Raw genomic sequence first — 19,747 nt, forward strand, 5'->3', positions numbered from 1 at the left:
ATTCAACTTGTCCAAAACAACCATCATTCGTGCACAGAACCTGTGCAAGACGTACAACAGCGGGAGTGAGCAACATCATGCCATTCGTAATATCGATCTCGACATCTATGAAGGGGAATTCACGGTCATCATGGGTAACTCTGGCTCTGGCAAATCAACCCTCTTGTATCTGCTAAGCGGACTGGATCAGATTACCGCCGGTGAGGTCTATTTTCGTAACCAACGGATTGACGCTTATAGTGAAAGAGAAATGTCCGACTTCCGCACCCGCCGGATCGGTTATATCTATCAAAGTATCAACCTGGTCCCGGACCTTTCCATCAAAGAGAACATTGCCTTGCCAGGATATATCGCGGGAAACAAAAAGAATGATATCAAATCCAGGGCTGCCCATCTGATGAATGCCATGGATATCGAAGGACAGAGCAACCGGCTTCCCTCCCAAACTTCTGGAGGACAGCAGCAACGAGCTGCCATTGCACGAGCTTTGATTAATTCGCCGGATATCATCTTTGCCGATGAACCGACCGGAAGCCTGAATGTGGAACATGGCACAGCCGTTCTGGATATCCTTACGGACCTTCACCGGAAAGGACAGTCCGTTGTTATGGTGACGCATGATATCAAGGCTGCATGCCGGGCAGATCGCCTAATCTATATTCAAGACGGCAAGATTGGCGGAATCCTTGAGTTTGACAACTATGACGAACATCAAATTCAGGATCGTGAAGCGATCATCTTCGCTTTGGTTACGGGGAAGGAATAACGATGGTGGTCATGTTTAAACTTAGCTTGTCTTATCTGAGCAGGAACAAAATACAAAATGCGTTGATTACATTACTCCTGCTACTGTCGACACTTCTCGTGTCTACAGCCATTGTCATTCTGGCCAATACGGGTAACCAGTTCAAGGACATGCATAGTCGGACCAACGGGTCCCATCAGATCTTGACGTTCGACAAAGGACTGAATGCTCCCCAAACTGTGCATGACTGGTGGGCTGCCCAGAACGGTGTTCAAGTCTCACCTTTGCTTACTTACCGCACCTTGTCGGGCATCACTTTTGGCGGCACTGACATCCCTAACCTTTATCTGTACATGATGAATACCCCGCCTCCTCCGTGGAGTGTAGATGAACTTGTATTTGCAAGTGGTACACAGCATTCGGCTCCTGAACAAGGAAGCGTATGGATCCCAACTTCCATGGCGAATGGCTATAACATCGCTGTCGGTGATACCATTGGCTTCAAAACTGGATCTACCACACTTGACCTCGCAGTCTCAGCTATTGTTGTGGATGTTCCTTATGGAGCACCGTTCACCAATACGGCAAGAATTTGGATGAACAGTACGGATTACCAAAATGATTTTAGTACGCTTGCAGGAAAAGATATTCACATGATGGGCATCCATTTTGATGATTACAGTACGAACTCCAGCTACTGGGATCGTTATACAAGCGAGACGGGTGCCCCATTTCTGGAAACCAAAATGGAATTTGAAAGTATCTCATCCTTTTATCTGATCATCAATCAGATCGTCGGGTTCATTATGATATTCTTAGGGGCCGTCATGATGATAATTGCCCTCATTACGATTGGCTTCACCATATCCGATGCCATTCTGGCCAACTACAAAACGATAGGTATCCTTAAATCGCTGGGACTCACTTCCCGGGGCACCATTGGTACCTACGTCATTCAATATGCCCTGCTGTCCATCATCGCCGTTCTTCCCGGGCTGGTACTTAGCGTATTCGTCTCCAAATTCATCATCAACATCTCCGTATCGTCCCTGCGGACTGGCCAGGGTGATCTTCCAATTGAGGGCATTGGATCTGCTATTGTTGTAGGGCTGCTCCTACTCGTCTTGGTTATTGCATTTGTCGTGTTATACGCCAGAAAAGCTCGCACGATCGAGCCTGTTCAGGCCATTCGGTACGGTATGTCGGAGAGCGACAATGTACGCATGGCGCGACGAATGAATTCACCGCTCGCAAACCGGGCCTTGTTTGGACGATTGCCCGTCTCTTTTGTAATCGGCATACGCAATCTGGTCAAAAACAGCAAAAGCTCGGTTCTGATGTTATTGCTAACAACGATGGCTGCTTCCGTACTTGTCCTCGGGTATGTTGTACTGACCAGCATTACCGGAATCTATCAGACGGCGGCCAAATGGGGTTATGACAATGCTAACATTGCCGCAGTCTTTGTAAACAAAACTACGTTTCCGAGAGCAGAGCTGCAGAACGTATTGGAAGAAGATCCTCGCATCAAAAATGTGGGCTGGCAAGGGAACATCACCGGAGTTATCCTTCCCGATGATTCAACCGACGTGGCCAGCCAGTCTACCAGTCTTTATCTAAGAGTACTGGATGGAAGCTATCAAGATCTTGGTTTTGAGACGTTGAGAGGAAACAATCCGGAACTCGAAAATGAAATTTCAATCGGGGTTAGTGTTGCCAAGATGTTAAACAAGGATATGGGAGATCTCATTGATCTCTACATTGAAGGAGAGAAGCGCACGTTCATGATTTCGGGCATCTATCAGGCCATCTCCGACATGTCGGTATCCGGAAGAATCACAGCTCAAGCGGTTCGAAGCGTGAATCCGGATTACGGAGATGTAAATGTCGCGTTTATCAATGTCAACGATCCTTCACAGGCAGGAGCCATTGCTAACCAATTGAATGGGCGGTTCAAAGACTCTGCTTCCATCGTCACGCAAAAAACGCTGCTGGATTCTGTTTATGCAGAAGCTGCAAGCATTTTTGTGTACCCCATGGCTCTAATTGGTCTGCTGTTCATTTTGGTTACATTTATCATTATCTTCAGCACCTGCCGGATCAGTATTCGCAAAGAGAGCAAGACGTATGGCATATATAAGTCGATTGGAATGACATCTGGAAAAATCCGTTTCTCCATTGCTACTGGAGTAGTTGCATTAGCTCTGATTGGTTCAATGCTTGGAGTCATTGTAGGCGTATACCTTCTCCCCCTGTTACTTGAAAAAGTCCTATCGGGATACGGTATCGTACAGATTCCTCTCATTCTGAACTGGGGAGGCATTATACTCTTTGCTTGTCTGAGTATTCTTGCCGCAGCGCTAGGATCCTGGGTATCGTCCAAGGTGATTCGTCAGGCATCGCCGCGTATTCTTGTTGTCGAATAACATGTAGAAAGAAGGAGTGCTCATGCACAGCGTATACAAAAGCTTCTGGTCGCCGCCCTAGGCTCCGTTGGCTTACTTGCGGCCTGTACGAATAATCCTCTCAACTCCTCATCAGAGAGCGGAAATGCCCAAGGCGCCGAGTCCCAATGGATGAAGCTGATTAGCAATAATGCTATAGATAAGGAACTTGATCAAGTCAGTGAGAAATCCGCATCCAGTCTTTTGGTTGTTGATCATCCTGTAGGAAATATCGAGGTGCGGAACAGTGAAGATGGTGAACTTCAAGTCCGTACGTACATTCAGGCTTTGAACAATCGTACCGGTGAATCCACATTGGAGGAACTGGCTCAAAACGCCGAAGTCTCCTTAACGACCAAGGGGAACACAACCACCGTTGAGATCCATCCCAAGGATAAAACGGGAACCGATCTTTGGTCATGGGCCGACAAAAATATAGGGAATTCCCATTTCATCGTAAACTATGTGATTGAGGCTCCGGCCAATATCGTTGAATATGAGATTTCTACAGAAGTTGGCAATATTTCACTTGCAGGTTTAACAGGAAGCTATGAGCTTGCCAATAACACAGGCTCCATTGATCTTAACAACATTCAAGTCCAAGGCAAATCCAGCATCAAATCCGATGCAGGTACCATCCGTCTTGATCTGAATCAGCTGCACGATGGAAGCCAGCTCAAAGCTTCAACTGAGTTGGGTACCATCACTGCCCTGCTGCCTTCCAATCTGGCTTACACACTAAAAGCGGAAACGGATCTGGGCAAGGTCTCGGGTGCTTCGAGGGGAAAGAGTGATATCAACGGCGGTGGACCTCTGCTTTCCTTGAGCACATCTGTAGGAACCATTAAGGTAGAGAATAAGTAATTATAAAAAAAGTACCCAAAAAGCCCTTTCGTATCCTTTATAAGATACGAAAGGGCTTTTCCATGTAGGTCTGGCTTGGCTGGGTATATCCTTCAGCTCCGCCACTTCTTCGCAAGTTCGCCAATCTGATGTGGCGTAGTACGGCAACAGCCGCCAATGATTTTTGCACCCGCAGCAACCCATGCCTCCGAAGCATCACTCATACTGCCACATGTACCCTGTCCACTCCACGTCTTCGTTGCTGCATCGTATACTTCTCCCGAGTTCGGATACACAATAACAGGTTTGTCGCTGGCACGGCTAAGAATACTTACGGCTTCTGTCACCACTTCCATGGGAGCACAGTTCAGGCCAATCGCCGCAATCTGTGGCTCGGAACCAAACGTCTGTGCACATAACTCAAGCGCTGTGCCCTCGCTGATGCTTGTCCCGTCTTTTAAAGAAAAAGATAACCAGGCATATGCATGAGGAAACTCCTTCAGCAAATCAACCAGCACCTGTGCTTCCTGCAAGGATGGAATGGTCTCCAATGCCAGAATATCAGCACCCGCTTCAAGCAACGCCGCTATACGCGGACGATGGAATTCAGCCAAGGTCTCATCTGTGACGCCGTAATGACCAATGTACTCCGATCCATCAGCAAGGTATGCACCGTAGGGTCCAACGGATGCGGCAACGAGCGGTCGCGGCCGAACCAGGGCACATTTCTCTGGGACAACAGGCGTTTGTTGTTGCGTATCCAACAAGGAAGAATTGCCCTCCGGTTTAACTTCCGTGTTCTCAACTATACTGTCCTGCACTTCTGCCCATACGTCATCTCTCGCTTGTGCAGCCAGTTTCACCGTCTTGCGGATCAGGTCCAACGCTGCCTGCTCTCCGATTCCTCTCTTGCTGAAGCCATCCACTGTCGCTTGATAACTGGATGTAATCGCGCAGTCGGCTCCTGCTCGAAAATAATCCGCATGAACCTGAACGATAACATCCGGATTCTCAATTAATACACGAGCAGACCAGAGCGGATCGTCCAGATCACATCCATGCTGTTCAAGTTCGGTCGCCAGCGCTCCGTCCAGAATCATGACCGGATGTTCACGCAGGATCTCTTCTATGGGGTTATTCTGTTGTGCTAGCGTCATGTACTTGTCCTCTTTTCTTATTCACACGTTCTGTCAGATAATAGGCTGCGTAACACACTGCGATAAATGGAATCCCACAATACAGCGCAATCCGCTGTGTCGGGTCAAAGGCAATACCTATGCATGAAGCCAGGCATAATATAAATGAAATAATCGGTACCGCCGGGTATAGCGGTGTGCGGTACACCAGATCTTTGACCGCGTGGCCTTCCCGGATATATTGTCTGCGGAACATGTATTGGGAAGCGCTGATGCTCATCCATACCGCAACAACAGCCAGACCCGAAATAGAAACCAGTGTAATATACACGGTACCTGGCGCAATGATGCTGGACAGCAAGGCCAGCGCACCACCAACCATACTGATCAGGAGTGCATTCAATGGCACACCGCGTTTGGTCAATTTGGCAAACCATGGAGAGATCGTTCGTTTATCAGCCAGAGACCAGAGCATCCGTGACGAAGCATACAGGCCTGAATTGGCTGCAGAGAGAATCGCCGTCAGAATAACAAAGTTCATAATGTCTGCTGCATACGGCACACCCACTCGTTCCATTACTGCTACAAATGGACTTTGCAGTACACTGGCATCCGACATAGGTAGCAAGGCAGACAAGATAACAATCGTTCCGATGAAGAAAATAACCAAACGCCAGAGCGTCGTATGAATGGCTTTGGGTATCGTCTTCTCCGGGTTCTCGGTCTCCCCGGCAGCAATGCCGATTAACTCGGTGCCCGAGAATGCAAAGTTTACAGCAAGCATGGTCATCAATATCGCTGTAGCCCCATGGGGAAACCACCCGGATGCGGTAATATTCGATAAAAACGGAGCCGGTTCAGCATCCGCCATCGGAATGAACCCGAACATGGCTGCGCCACCGATAATTATAAAGACTACGATCGTCACTACTTTCACAGATGAGAACCAGAACTCGGATTCCGCGAATAATTTTACTGTTAATGCATTGAACAGAAAAATCATCAACGCAAAAATGGCACTCCATATCCATACGTTGACCGATGGGAACCAGCGCTGCATCAGCAGTCCGGCGGCTGTGAATTCGGAACCCAGTGCAACGGTCCAGGTTAACCAGTACAACCAGGCCACCGTGTAGCCTGTTGCTGGTCCGATATATTTGGCAGCATAGCTATGAAATGCCCCCGTCTCTGGCATATGAACAGACAGTTCACCGAGACAGAGCATAACCAGATATACGACGATCGCCCCGATCAGATAGGACAGAATGGTTCCCAGGGGTCCCGCCTGTTGAATCGTGTAACCCGAGCTTAGGAATAATCCTGTTCCAATCACTCCACCGAGAGAGAGCATGATCACATGCCGTGCCTGCATTTTCCGCTGAAAATGTCCTTTGTCGTTGTTGTTATCCATACCTGTTGCTCCCTACTTCTTCATCCAGAAAAACAAAAAAGACCCACTCTTCCTAAAGAGTGCGCCGTTACTGACAAATAAAAACAAACGCTCCTATCTATCAGGCTTTCACCCGCTGGAATTAGCACAGTATCCTTCAGATCTGTTGCTGAGGCTTCTAAGGGCCAGTCCCTCCACCTCTCTGGATAAGAAAATGATTTTTTATAAATATAGCGATCTATCATGAATGTGTCAACATTTTAATACTAATTGGCCACCCTCCTCGCTATTCGGTAGAAGATCCGAGATTGGTGATAGTGGTCTTCACATCGTACGTAATTGGTACGGTACTAAAAATGTTATCCCAATCATCTTTGACTTTCTTCCATGTTTTAGGTTCTTTAATACGCAAGCTGTCCCGAAAATCCGCAACATCCACTTTGTAGGTATGCTGAAGTTTGTATAACACTTGACGGATCTGTTGTTCCGCCAATTCAGAAAATTCTTTTTCCAGTTCCCTGAGATAGGCCCCCTTTTCCTCTTCTTCGGGAGCACGCCAATCTTCCATCAACCAGCCTTCGGAATCGACTTTCACGTGGAATGAAATATCATTGCCAACCACCTTGGGAATCACTTTTGTTTTCTTCTTCTTCATTTCATATACAACGGTGAAACCCTCTTTGTTGTATGTTTTCAATACGCCTCCCTTTTCTTTAGGTCTGATCCACGATAGCCCTTCCAGATCGGTTTGGCTGAGTTCCCCGAGGAATTTGGTCGTTTTTCCATCAAAGATACTGCCACCAGAGAACTTATCCTCTCCATTGCTCAGTACATTTTGAAGTAAAAAGCTAGAACCGGATTGCATTTGGGCATCTAATTTGGAGAGCAAAACGGGGTCCAGGATTTTGTTGGACAAGTATGAATTGTCGGTAATGCTTGTGAGATAAAATGCTGGAATTTGAGAAGGGTCCTCCGAAGTGAGCACATCCAGGGCACGATGATGACTAATCAGAACGAGACAGTTTGGACGAATATCGTTATCCCGAAGTACAAAATCCAGCAGTTGGTCCAGACCATACTTTTTGGCTATATCCTTGGAGATGACGATGACCTTCAGATGATGTCCGATGAGCGGACGATCTCGTCTTAATGCAAACTGACGAAAGATTTGCAGCAAGGAATCTCCGGTCAGCTGTTCATTGGAATATGAAGTCTTACCAGAACCAGGTGATCCGGACTGTTCGCCTTTTTTGCTGCTGGAGCTGCCCGGAGCAATCTGTACCGTAGCAGTTATATTGTTTTGCTTGGAATACGTTCCTCCCTGAGCGGCGATATTCTTCTCAAATTCCGTTTCTTTTCCGACATCGATCCCGAGACCAACATAGACACTTAGATCCTCTACCTCCCGACTGCTCCAGCATCCGGATATCAACAAAAGAACACACAACACAAAGGCTATACGTAAAAGCATACGGAAACGAATCATGCATGTTTGCCTCCTTTTTTACGAACCAGACTTAGTATCAGCAGCAACAGGGGTAAAATGGCAAATAGAAGTACGGATGAATTGCCCAGCATATCACCCAGTGCAAACGTTTCATCCACGGTTTTGGGCATCAATGCCGTCAGATAAATTAACGGCAGAAGAGCATACATAATGACCTTGATCTTCTTCGTACGAAATAAGTCGCGAATGCCCACCGAAGCGCAATAGTGTGTGATCGTAAAGCTCGAGAAGATCTGCATTATCCAGATGACCAGTAGCAAGGATTCGAAACGCTCGAAAATCAAACCCTGTATCTCAAAACTTCTCACCAAATCCAACGTTGGCCAAGTCCGCGTCTTAATCCCGTCAAGAGAAAGACTACCTACAACCATCACCACCGTAATTAGGTAAATCATTGTGGATATGAACATGCCCCAGCTCATGGCGGCATTGCTTTTTTTTGGATTTTTCATATAAGCAGTCATAACAAACATGACTTCGTACCCCGTATATGCCAGCAGCGAAGGTTTCAATCCTTTGATAACTGGCATGACTCCCTCTCCGAGTACGGGCCTCAGATTGCCGATTTCAAATAACTGATTACTAAGCAAGATTTCAATCACAAATATAATCAGTGTAATCGGCAAAATGATCTCAAATACGCGCACAATGACAGCAAGTCCGCCAGAGATCAAATAGATGCCAATCCACATAAACACCATCACGATGGCCCATGTTGGTGTGCGCTCAAGCAAATACATGCCTGTCACTTCAGCCATGACCCGAATTTCGAATGCGGCAATCACCATAAAATAGATAATCATGGCGAATCCCAATATGTAAGCAATCCAGCTCCCCGTAATCTCACGGGTGAACTGGAATACTGTTTTCTCCGGAAATCTGCGACACAGGGTAACCAGAATAATTCCGACACCCATAATAATCAGTCCAGACAGAATAATTGACATCCAGACATCCGGGGTTCCGACAGCTTTGCTCGTTGTTCGAGGAAGCGTTAATATCCCAGCGCCAAGCATGTAATTGACAATAACCACAACAGCTTGCCTAGTACTGATCTTTCCTTCGGAGCTATTCACTTTATTTCACCCCAACCACTTTAATTTATTTCATTTTTTCGGTCTTGATCTATCGGATTGGACATCTCGGGACGCTTCCTCATCATATTTAGCGGAGCACGGATAATGAAATCCTTCCAATCCCCAAAATGATAAGGGACAGCCGGTGCAACATAAGAAACGCCGAAGCTCGAGAGTCTCGCCAGATGGGTACATATGAGGAGAAAGAACATAACCACGCCAAACAATCCGAGCACAGCCGCGCTAAACATGGCAGCAAATCGCAGAACTCGCAGCGTTATGCCGGCACTATAGACGGGTATTGTAAAGGAGGATATGGCGGTAACCGCAACAACGATGACCAGGAACTGGCTTATAATTCCTGCCTGTACGGCCGCCTGGCCGATAATAAGACCTCCAACGATACCCATCGCGGGTGCAATCGGCTTAGGTAGACGAATCCCCGCCTCCCTCAGAATCTCAATTGAAAGTTCCATGATCAGTACTTCGATGATTGAAGGAAACGGCACTCCCGTCCGCGTTTCAATAATCGTGAGTACTAGCTTAGTTGGGATAAGTCCCGGATGGAACGAGATAAACGAGATATAGAGCGCAGGAGCTAGCAAGGCCAGCATGGCAGACATGAAGCGCAGTATTCGCAGGAATGTTCCAGGAATCCAGCGTTCATAGTAATCCTCCGGGGATTGGAGCAACATGCTAAAGGTCACCGGTACAATCAGTGCAAATGGTGTTCCATCCAGTAAAATGGCCACTCGTCCTTCCAGCAAAGCACCCATCACTCGGTCCGGTCTTTCCGTATTCAGTACCTGTTGAAAAGGACTCAGCGTACTATCTTCGATGAGCTGTTCGACATACCCAGATTCCAATATGGAATCCATATCCATCGCTTCAATTCTCTTTCCGACTTCCGCCACGAGATTAGGATCAGCAATATCCTGAATATAGGCAACAGCCAATTCTTTCTTGATCCGTGAACCTACCTCAAACTTCTGAATAAAGAGGCTCTGATCACTTCCATATCGACGTAAAATACCTGTGTTATCACTTAGCTGTTCTGTAAAACCAATCCGGGGACCACGGAGCAACCCCTCTGACACCGGTTCATTCACACCACGTGTTTTGATTTTATGAGCTCCAATTAACAGAGCCCCCGGCAATCCATCGACCAACAGTGCAGTTTTGCCAAAAAGCACGCCAACTGCGACCGCTTGGAGGGACTTGGTCTCCTCAACCAGACTGACAGGTAGTAATTGATCTTGCAGGTAGGCCGAGAGTAAATGTGCATTATCCGGATGGAGGAAACCCTCCCGCTTAAGCTCTGGAACGCCTTCCAACATTAACGGTGAAATCAGGTGATCATCGATTAAGTCTTGGTCTACCATGCCTTCGGTATATATGACGGCTGTCCGTGTATTCGTACCCCTAATGGTAAATTCCCGAATATGCACGTCAGCATTTTGACCAAAGCTTTCTCTTACGCTAATCAGATCGGTATTGTACTTGCCGGTTATTTTAATATTGGCATAGTGGCCCGTTTCGGTTCCCTGACCCTGACCCGCTGTAGCAGGAGAAATATCTTTCGAGGATATGGAGGTTTTTTGGGAACGAGAGAAGGTTCCACGCTTAATGGCGGCATTGATCCACCGCATGGTTACTGTAATGCCGATCGGTACGATAAGGACCAAGAATGCCTGAATCCATATGGCCCAATCCGGCACGTAGGATACAATTGTTGACCACATGTTCCCACCCCAACATTTCTCTGCATGATGAAGCTGCAGGTATTCCCGAGTATTGTGTCCCCCTTTGATCACAATAATTCCCGTTTTTTTGTGTGCAGAACAGCAAAAAAAACGGTCCCTGTATAAGGAACCGCCACTACCCACTATTTATTTAAACGATTTTGGTCACATGCTCCGCTTTCGCATCAAGCAACTGAGCGGATGCAGCAATAGCCGTAAATTCTTGCAAAGCAATCTCAATCCTTTTCTGGCTCTGCTCAACATATTCCTCTACTTTTTGTATACCACCTGTGATATTACCGATCTCCTTGGTTATTCCGGTAACGCTATCACGAATCTCGTCAATCGAACTCTCCACCATTGTGGAGAGGTTCTTTACTTCCTTGGCCACGATATCGAATCCTCGTCCAAATTCTCCTGCATGTGCAGCTTCAATGGCTGCATTTAATGCCAGCAGCTGTGTCTGTGATGAAATCTCGCGTATGGTTCGTACCACGCCCTGGATCGATCCGGCCTGTTCCTGTAGGTGTGTAAGCGTCGCACGGTTAGAAGCCGACACCTCGGAGATATAGGAGATACTGGACATTAATTCCTGGCTGCGTTCAATACCTACATCTGCCTGCCCATTTAGCTCATGGGACATGGTTTTCAGTTCATTCACTACGACTGAAATATTAGTTTGACGATTGGTGATGTTGGTGGCTATTTTGGAGACACCCAGTACTTTTTGATCCATTTCATCAAAAACGGGTATATACGTTGCCTCAAGCCATACGGGACTTCCCTTTGCATCCTTGCGTTCAACCTTGTCCTGGAAGCTGACTCCATTAAAAATGCTTTGCCAAAAAGCATCATAGTCCGGGGTGTTCACGAAATGGCTGAAGCATAACTGCTGGTGCTTCATGCCATACATCTCATCTACCGTGTATCCCATCGTCCGGGCAAAGACTTCATTGACATAAGTAACACGTCGATCCATATCAAATCGAATGATAGCAAGACTTTTCTCCATCGCCTTGATGACCATTGCATCGGTGACAACATCTTTCTTTTCCATATCTAATATAGGCACTTGATAACCCCCACAGTTCATTCCATAATAAACAGCCTTTAACCAGTAAAACTACGATCACAGCAATATATGTATCCTGCAGGTTCTAGATGGCTCTAATATTGATACCCGATTTGCAGAATTTTGGATCACCTATTGCCGTTTAATTTTTATATGTCATTTTTCACTTTGTGAATGCGTGTACATTTTTAGTAATTCAATGAACTTTAAGCTGTTCCAAAATCGTCCAGACTGATCAGAATTCAATTGAAGCCACCGCATCCATCATCATGCTTACGGAGCATGTGCGTCTTCCAGAAAAGAGACTCAATAGCTTATCCCGATCCGTAAAACGTCTCTGTATCTACTTGTACGTATCGTAACACAAAGCAAAGAAACACACACTTATATATAGCTAGCATTTCGTCTGTTTCTGTTTCCAGTAACTGAATGTCCTTTGCAAACAAGAAAAACAGGACGATTCCGTGATCATCGCCCTGTTTGTTTAATGAACTTCATCTTTATCGTTATCGCCTATATATTCATCAGCCTCGCGGCAGCTTATTTCCATACCGACTGCGCAGTTCAGCAAGCCGTTCCAACTTGGACAGCGCACGCTCCTTCTGCATCAATCCCACAGCCAGCACCATCTGTTCCATTAAGAGCAATGGAGTAACCATGGAATGAAATTCTCCCAGTTCCCCTCTACTGACGTAAAAAGATAATTCGGTCGCCAGTCCATATAACAGGTCTTCCCGATCTGTCACAAGTAAGGATTTGCTTCCCATATCACTGGCATAATCCAGAATGACCTCTGCTTCAGGCAGCAAACGGGTGAAACACATGAGCATCACCATGTCCTCTTGCTGCATATGCATCAACGATTCCAATAACTCATGTCCACCTCTCGCGAGATGAATGACAGTCAATCCGAATCTGGACAAGCGGAATGATAACAGCTCAGCCAGACCTGCAGATGGTCCAGGGGCATAGATGTACACTCTTCGGGCTTCAGCAAGAATCGCTGCGGCCCGCTCCAGATCCCCTTGCTTCATATGAGACAACGTCTCCTGCAAATGGCTAACGGAAGCTTCCAATAATTGAACAGGCAAGCTATCCGTATCCATGCGGGATATGGTTTTATTTAATTTCAACGCCGGCGTGGTATCTTCAGAGGTGCGGAGGCGTATTTTGAACGCCTTGGCATTGTCATATCCAACTGCACGCCAGAAACGGGATACCGTTGCAATACTAACCCCCAGCCTATCGGCAATCTCCTGTTCCGTCATGAATAGAATCTCTTCGGGATTACGTTCAACAAAATCGGCAATTTTCAGATGACCTGGCGATAGCTGCTCTTTTTGGGTAAACAAATTCATTCAGGATACACTCCTTTTCTCGCTCTCCAACCAGTATATCAATAGACTGAAGAAGAAGTGGTCAAATTATGTAATATTTTTTTCATACAAATTAAAATATGTAATAAAAATTACAATCGATTTACAAATGTCTTCTTTCCCGTTAATACTCTGCCCCTAGACTGTGGCTATGATCACCAACTTTCAGGGAGGTATGTATCGATGAAGAAGATGACTGAGCGTTATACGCTGACGTCTTCACAGAAAATGATGGTGTTTGTGCTTTCCATGTCACTGTACGGCTTGTCCAACATGTTCACAGAGCTTATTCCCAAGTTGCAGCTTGGACCCATTGAACTGTCAGTCGAATACTTTGCTTTTATTCCGCTGACCCTCTGCATTCTGTTCCATCCCATGATTGCCGCTCTTGGTGCGGCTCTTGGCGAAGTCATTTTTGGTGAGTTGATGTTGGGACAATTCGGTGGACTTGGCGAGCTGGAAAAGTTCATTACATTTTCCTTCGCCATGTACGTCGCAGGACGTATGGTCAGTGATCCACGCAATCGCAGGCAGGTCGGCATTGCAGCCATGACCGGAGTCATCATTCATCAGTTCCTCAGTTCGCTGGTCGATATCGGCAAAGTATGGATCGGTGTGGAACAGCTTGAAGCGGTTCCGGGACTCGCTGAAAGTGTAGTGCTGATCGAAGGCGTTGGTTTCCTCAATGACGTACTATTCTCGGGCATCCTATTCGCTCTACTGCCTACGCTGTATCTGGTTCCCCTGCTCTATGGCAAAATTGAACCACTGCTCGGAATCAAACCTCGCAATTCTGGCATGAAATATGAAGGCATTGGCTTCTTCCGTCCAAAGCTTATCCTGATCGGTGTGTTACTGCTCGCGTTAGCTTTCGGCGCCGAATCCCTCTCCGAGATGGACATTAACTTCGCGGTGTGGGAGACGGACTATGCGGATCAATACGGTTCTGCCTCCATCTGGATCAGTATTGGTGCTGCGGCATTAATCGCTGTGGTGACACTCATCTTCATGCGGGCCAGACGCAACAAGAACAAATCCGTTCCAGGTACGGAGAACCGTCCTTATGCATAATGTAATGTCCCAATCCGTTTCTACTTCCACACCGGAGTCCGCTATCTCCATTCAAAATGTGACCTTTACCTATCCCGGCTCAGAGGAGCCTGTCCTGAACGGGGTTTCACTTGAACTCCCACGGGGCAGTTTCACTGCAATCATCGGGAGCAATGGTTGTGGCAAATCCACGATGTGCAAATTGTTCAACGGCCTGATCCCCCAATTCTACACGGGAGATTTCTCTGGTGAAGTCCATGTACTTGGTGTACCTGCCGAAGGCCGAAGTGTTGCAGACCTGTCCAGAAAAATCGGTTACGTATACCAGGACTTTGATAACCAACTGGTCCGCCCAACCGTTCTGGATGAAGCCTTCTTTGCACCTCTGAACTACGGGTTATCCAACTACCGGGAGCTGGGTGAACATGCACTTGCCATGTGCGGACTGGATACCATTCATAACCGATACATCTGGGAATTGAGTGGTGGGCAGAAACATCTGCTCGCTCTAGCTGGCGCCCTGTCACTCGACCCGGATATTCTGATCGTCGATGAGCCTGTCTCGCAGCTTGATCCGCAGCATGCGAGACTGATCTACGAATGTCTGTCCCGATTAAATACGGAATATGGCAAGACGATTATCGTCATTGAACATCATACCGAATTTATCGCCGACTTCTGCGCGGATGTGGTGCTGATGGATAAAGGCCGTGTGTTATGGAATCTTCCCGTCAAGGAAGGCCTGAATCGAATCGCCGATCTGGAGCGACTTGGCATTCAGCCACCAGAGGTGACTCGTGCAGCTATTCAAGCGGTTGAGCAATTTAAGGAAGGTGAATTCTCCACCGGTGTTCAGGATTCTGCTACTCGTCATTGGTTACCCATTACGGTGGATGAAGCCGCGATTTACTTTGTACAACGACAATACCAGCAGGACATAGATGCTTCAGGCAAACAGAGGGATGCTGCAGAGCATTCGTTGCAGATGCAAACCGTGAATACGATCCAGTCTGCCATGGATCAGAACGGTTCAGCCATGTCTCGGATATCGGGAGGCACACTGACAGATTCTACTGCGCTGCCCGTTCCCATTGTCCAATTTCGAAATACGCGGCTACGGTACAGAGGACTGGGCAAAAAAGAGCATGAGGTTATTCGTGGCATTAACTTTTCACTACATGAAGGAGAACGGATTGCCTTGGTGGGCAACAACGGAGCCGGCAAGTCTTCACTGCTCAAACTCATGGCTGGAATCAGCTTGCCTCAAGAAGGCAGCGTCAGCGTTTTGGGTGAAGTTACCCATAGATCTTCTTTGGAACAGCTTGCTGGCAGGGTCGCTTATATTTTTCAGAACTCCTCCGAGATGTTTATCGAAGACAGTGTGCGCAAAGAAGTGGCGTATTTTCTGAAAACCCGTCACATTCAGGAAGCTGACAAGCAGATCACTCATGTGCTGGATCGCTTCCGGCTTACGCCACTCCAAGAGAGGGATGCCCGACTCCTTAGCGGTGGACAACAACGGCGAGTTACCCTCGCCATCGGCGCAGCCATGAAGCCTTCCCTCATGTTGCTCGATGAACCTACTGCTAATCTGGATCTGGCTACGCGCGAAGAATTAATCGGTGTACTGGATGAACTCGATCAGCATGTGCGAACAACTGTCATTGCCACGCATGACATGCAACTGGTTACCCAGTGGGCCAGTCGGGTCATTGTACTTCACAATGGTCGGGTAGAAGCCGACGGCACCCCTTCCGAGGTATTCGAAGATGAACCCCTTCTGCGTCGATCGGGACTTGCACTTACGCAGATCATGGAGCTCTCGCACCGTATCGGATTCCCTACACTTTGTCCTACAACCGATGCCTTTGTTACAAGTCTGTTGAATCAATCATTCGCCAAGGAGGAGGCTCGTTATGCAGCTTGTCCGCAACTGGTTTGACAAACTATCCATTGAACGCATACAGCTGGAGCTAATGAATACCGTATATGGCAGTGGTCATGCCAGCCTGGCACGCATTGACCCGCGTGTAATGCTGATCTGGTATCTCTTTTTTGCCATCGTACCCTGGTTTATTCATAACGGCAGCGTGCTGCTTGGTATGTTCCTGCTCATGGTCTTCACGACGATTTTATCTCGGGCTGCTCCCTTTATTATCATCATTCTCTGCCTGGGGTTAATCGGTCAGGTGGGCTGGATGTTTATCATCTCGCTGTTCTTCGGAGGCAATTGGGAATCTGCATTCCCCCTGTTGCTGCTTACCCTGAAACTATCGATCGTCTCGCTGGCGAGTATTACCGTCTTCTCGGGTATGGACCCGGAACGGATTGGTGATGGATTACTTGCACTCGGCATGCCTGCAACATTCTCGTTCAGCCTCTCTTACGCTTATCGGATCTTGCCAGTGCTGTTTGGTGAATTCCGGAATATCATGTTGTCCTACCGACTGCGGGGCCTTGTTCCTTCCCGGCATGGATGGCTCTATTGGCGGCTTGTCGTTTATTATATGAAACTTTTCGTCGTGTCCTTCTTCCCACTCATGCTGGCTACAGCCAAACGCTCACGCACAACCGTTGAAGCACTAGAGACACGCGGTTTCTCTTACGGGATGAAACATCCAGAATCCAAACGTCTGAAGCTAGCCCATTTAAAAATCACCCCACGTGACATCGGATTTCTTGCTGCATCGGCACTTTATGTGGCACTGCTGTTCTGGTTCGGCACACACTATGAAATTCTGTAATTCATATACTTAACCATTCATGGAATAAAGGAAGTGTCATTATGCGCATTGATCTTCATACTCACGGCAAACTATCCAAAAACTCTGATTTCTCGATCGAGTATTTCACCGAAATGGTCACGGAAGCGAAAGCCAGCGGGCTGGATGCCCTCGCGCTTACAGAGCATTTTAACACCCGTCACTTCTACGATGTCTATGAGACGCTGGATCGTCTTTACCCTTATAACGGAGAATACTACGATGCAGACGGACTTCGCATTTTCCCAGGGATGGAAGTGGATATTCAGGAGACGGGGCACATTTTGCTGATTGGTCAAAAAGAACATATCCTCACCATCCGTGCCGGGCTGGAAAATTATACGGCCAAGGGGTCTTTCATTCCCTTTGCCAACCTGCTGGATCTGGCCGAAGCATGGCCTTTACTCAAAATTGGCGCACACCCTTTCCGCGAATCCACTCCGCTGCATCAGTTGGACCGCAACCTGCTTGGGCGTCTGGATGCATTTGACCTGAACGCCAAGGACATGTACAAAATGGATATCCAAACCTGCCGCAGTCAGGTCGAACCGTTTGCCCAATCCCTAGGCAAGCCGGTTACCGCCGGAAGTGATACACACCAATGTCTGCAATACGGCAGTGTATACAACGTGTTGGATCGTCCATGTGCAACGGTGGCTGAACTCAAAGAGCAGATTCTTACGGAAGCGTACACCATCGAAATCTCCGCCGATCTTCCTTTACGCGTCAAAGCCTCTGTGATGCTCAAGAAAGTAATGAAACGTCTTGCCAAGCTGGAGGCCGCGAGTTTGCAGGAGGTTTAGAAAAGAGAGTCACATTTAGACTCAGCAAATGGCTGAATGAAAGTTATCAAGCTCAAAAGAGACATGATCAACAAGAGCATGTCTCTTTTGTATTCCAACATCATTCGCAGCCTATCAGATTACTGAAGTGGGCTTTAGTGACGAATATTCACTCGAGGCATGAATGAATGAGTGGGCTCCTCACCTCGATTAAAAATCATGCACCGTCACACACAGCTGAATCGCAATGCCAAACGGATCCCGGACAATGCCGTAACCTGGGCTGAATTCATTTTGTTGATACGGTACCAGTACCTTCACACCCTTATGTTGCATCAGAGAATGATACAGCTGATCGATTGTATCTTTATCCTTGGATTGAATACATAGTGATGTGTTGTTTCCCAGCTGCCACGGTCTCTCCGTGTCCATTGCCTCCTCCGCAATCATGATCTTGTTAACCCCAATTTCCAGCACTGAATGTGTAATATATTCATCTTGGCCAGCTGGGTACTCGAAGCCCGGGTTCATCTCCTTCATTTCTTTATAACTTTTCTTGAATATCACTTTGGCGCCCAGAAACTCCTCATAAAAAGCAATGGCTGCCGCCGCATCTCCGTTCATCGATAAAAATGGTATCGCTTCAAAATTCATTATGTTGCCTCCTAGTTCCTATTGGATTACACTTATCACTATAACAACGAAAGGTGCCAATCTATGGCACCATTAAGAGGGTTCGATATGAAAAAATCAGAACGCATGAACCAGATGCTACGCTTCATTAATCAAAAACAGCAGTTCACCCTGCAAGATCTTATGCAGGAGTTCCAGATCTCCAAGCGAACCGCGTTAAGAGACGTCGCTTCATTGGAAGAGTTAGGTGCGCCCATTTATGTGGAGTATGGACGCTACGGCGGATACCGACTGTTACAACAGATGCAGCTGCCTCCCATATCATTTAATACAGGTGAGCTTCATGCCCTTTATTTTGCGATGCAGGCCCTCCGCAGTTTCTCCAGCTTACCCTTTCAGGCCTCATACCGTACCATTCATGAGAAATTTATGAGCTCGTTATCCGACAAGCAACGACAGGATATTGAGAACATTCAACACCGGGTATCCTTCCGACATACGGAGCAGATCCGCGATAGTGCGCATTTGGAGTTTTTGTTGATGGCGGCTGTGCAAAATATCGTGATCCTGATTACGTATCCTGCTCAGCGAAGATCTCCTGATCAAAGGCCGTCTCCTGCAAACCATCCTGATCCTGAGCAATCGAATTCATCTTCTTGTCCATCCAACTCCAACATCCGCACGATCCAACCCATCGCTCTCTATGCCAAGAGAGGCTACTGGTATTGCCAAGCGTATGATCTGAATAAGCAGGCCTATCGTGTATTCCGCTGCGACCGCATCACTTCAGCCGAAGCAACGGAGATTGAACCCTTGGCTCATGTAAATGATCTCCAAGCACAAGGTGCTCATTCGCAATGGAAACCATCACAGGTCGCTATTCCATTTCAATGTCGAATTGACGAAGCCGGAATTGAGCTTTTCCAGCAAGAACATTTTCCATCTATGCAGATCATGGAGAAGATGGGACACATGTATCTTGTCGGTTCATATGAACCTCATGAACTTGATTTCATTGTGAGATATCTTGCGGACTATGGTAAATCGATCAAAATTGTCGAGCCAGCCAGCCTGAAGGAGGATCTAAGACAATATTATCTGGGTTTGCTGGAGCATGTTTAATAAATCTTTCAATGACTCTTTAACGCTATGGAAATGACAAAAGGCTTTGCCTTCTACTAAAAGAAGA

16 protein-coding genes and 1 riboswitch are annotated in these 19,747 nt (G+C 47.1%); of the genes, 8 read left to right on the plus strand and 8 right to left on the minus strand.

Annotation, left to right across the window (positions count from 1 at the left end; genetic code table 11):
• Nucleotides 1-7: 7 nt before the first annotated feature.
• The 3 genes from M1D71_RS25620 (at nucleotide 8) to M1D71_RS25630 (ending at nucleotide 4,053) form a co-directional block, all read left to right on the plus strand.
• The gene (locus tag M1D71_RS25620) at nucleotides 8-766 is read left to right on the plus strand and encodes an ABC transporter ATP-binding protein (RefSeq protein ID WP_458124204.1); all 759 of its coding nucleotides are present in this window, start codon (nucleotides 8-10) and stop codon (nucleotides 764-766) included.
• Nucleotides 767-768: 2 nt separating this feature from the next.
• Nucleotides 769-3,171, plus strand: coding sequence for an ABC transporter permease (locus M1D71_RS25625; protein WP_458124205.1), 2,403 nt, complete (start codon nucleotides 769-771; stop codon nucleotides 3,169-3,171).
• A 150-nt stretch (nucleotides 3,172-3,321) separates the two neighbouring features.
• Nucleotides 3,322-4,053, plus strand: a complete 732-nt coding sequence (locus M1D71_RS25630; protein WP_458124206.1) for a DUF4097 family beta strand repeat-containing protein — start codon at nucleotides 3,322-3,324, stop codon at nucleotides 4,051-4,053.
• Nucleotides 4,054-4,145: 92 nt separating this feature from the next.
• On the opposite strand, the gene mmuM is transcribed toward M1D71_RS25630, so the two are convergent.
• From mmuM to M1D71_RS25665, 7 genes are all read right to left on the minus strand, one after another.
• Nucleotides 4,146-5,189 carry a homocysteine S-methyltransferase gene (gene mmuM, locus M1D71_RS25635; RefSeq protein WP_458124207.1) on the minus strand — a complete coding sequence of 348 codons (1,044 nt, stop codon included), beginning with the start codon at nucleotides 5,187-5,189 and terminating at the stop codon, nucleotides 4,146-4,148.
• Entirely contained in the window at nucleotides 5,167-6,579 is a 1,413-nt protein-coding gene (mmuP, locus tag M1D71_RS25640) for an S-methylmethionine permease (RefSeq protein ID WP_458124208.1), read from the minus strand. Before mmuP ends, mmuM begins: the two co-directional genes overlap by 23 nt.
• A gap of 90 nt (nucleotides 6,580-6,669) precedes the next feature.
• A riboswitch (SAM riboswitch) is annotated at nucleotides 6,670-6,771 on the minus strand.
• Between the two features lie 73 nt (nucleotides 6,772-6,844).
• Nucleotides 6,845-8,044, minus strand: coding sequence for a Ger(x)C family spore germination protein (locus M1D71_RS25645; protein WP_458124209.1), 1,200 nt, complete (start codon nucleotides 8,042-8,044; stop codon nucleotides 6,845-6,847).
• Nucleotides 8,041-9,141 carry a GerAB/ArcD/ProY family transporter gene (locus M1D71_RS25650; protein ID WP_458124210.1) on the minus strand — a complete coding sequence of 367 codons (1,101 nt, stop codon included), beginning with the start codon at nucleotides 9,139-9,141 and terminating at the stop codon, nucleotides 8,041-8,043. Before M1D71_RS25650 ends, M1D71_RS25645 begins: the two co-directional genes overlap by 4 nt.
• Nucleotides 9,142-9,161: 20 nt before the next feature.
• Complete coding sequence (locus M1D71_RS25655; protein ID WP_458124211.1) at nucleotides 9,162-10,883, minus strand: spore germination protein; 1,722 nt, start codon at nucleotides 10,881-10,883, stop codon at nucleotides 9,162-9,164.
• A 151-nt stretch (nucleotides 10,884-11,034) separates the two neighbouring features.
• Entirely contained in the window at nucleotides 11,035-11,955 is a 921-nt protein-coding gene (locus M1D71_RS25660; RefSeq protein WP_458124212.1) for a methyl-accepting chemotaxis protein, read from the minus strand.
• A gap of 524 nt (nucleotides 11,956-12,479) precedes the next feature.
• Nucleotides 12,480-13,313 carry a MurR/RpiR family transcriptional regulator gene (locus M1D71_RS25665; protein ID WP_458124213.1) on the minus strand — a complete coding sequence of 278 codons (834 nt, stop codon included), beginning with the start codon at nucleotides 13,311-13,313 and terminating at the stop codon, nucleotides 12,480-12,482.
• Nucleotides 13,314-13,514: 201 nt separating this feature from the next.
• Between M1D71_RS25665 and M1D71_RS25670 the strand changes: the two genes are divergently transcribed.
• From M1D71_RS25670 to M1D71_RS25685, 4 genes are read left to right on the plus strand one after another with little or no spacing between them, the layout of a single operon-like run.
• Nucleotides 13,515-14,402 carry a cell division protein FtsQ gene (locus tag M1D71_RS25670; protein WP_458124214.1) on the plus strand — a complete coding sequence of 296 codons (888 nt, stop codon included), beginning with the start codon at nucleotides 13,515-13,517 and terminating at the stop codon, nucleotides 14,400-14,402.
• On the plus strand, nucleotides 14,395-16,323 hold the full coding sequence (locus M1D71_RS25675) for an ABC transporter ATP-binding protein (protein WP_458124215.1): 1,929 nt from the start codon (nucleotides 14,395-14,397) through the stop codon (nucleotides 16,321-16,323). Before M1D71_RS25670 ends, M1D71_RS25675 begins: the two co-directional genes overlap by 8 nt.
• Complete coding sequence (locus tag M1D71_RS25680) at nucleotides 16,298-17,125, plus strand: energy-coupling factor transporter transmembrane component T family protein (RefSeq protein WP_458124216.1); 828 nt, start codon at nucleotides 16,298-16,300, stop codon at nucleotides 17,123-17,125. Before M1D71_RS25675 ends, M1D71_RS25680 begins: the two co-directional genes overlap by 26 nt.
• Before the next feature lie 41 nt (nucleotides 17,126-17,166).
• The gene (locus M1D71_RS25685) at nucleotides 17,167-17,946 is read left to right on the plus strand and encodes a PHP domain-containing protein (protein WP_458124217.1); all 780 of its coding nucleotides are present in this window, start codon (nucleotides 17,167-17,169) and stop codon (nucleotides 17,944-17,946) included.
• A 189-nt stretch (nucleotides 17,947-18,135) separates the two neighbouring features.
• On the opposite strand, the gene M1D71_RS25690 is transcribed toward M1D71_RS25685, so the two are convergent.
• Nucleotides 18,136-18,579, minus strand: coding sequence for a VOC family protein (locus M1D71_RS25690; protein WP_458124218.1), 444 nt, complete (start codon nucleotides 18,577-18,579; stop codon nucleotides 18,136-18,138).
• An 87-nt stretch (nucleotides 18,580-18,666) separates the two neighbouring features.
• Between M1D71_RS25690 and M1D71_RS25695 the strand changes: the two genes are divergently transcribed.
• Nucleotides 18,667-19,680 (plus strand): helix-turn-helix transcriptional regulator, encoded by a 1,014-nt coding sequence (locus M1D71_RS25695; RefSeq protein WP_458124219.1) that lies wholly within the window; start codon nucleotides 18,667-18,669, stop codon nucleotides 19,678-19,680.
• Nucleotides 19,681-19,747 lie beyond the last annotated feature (67 nt).

The organism is Paenibacillus sp. Z3-2 (assembly GCF_054161325.1).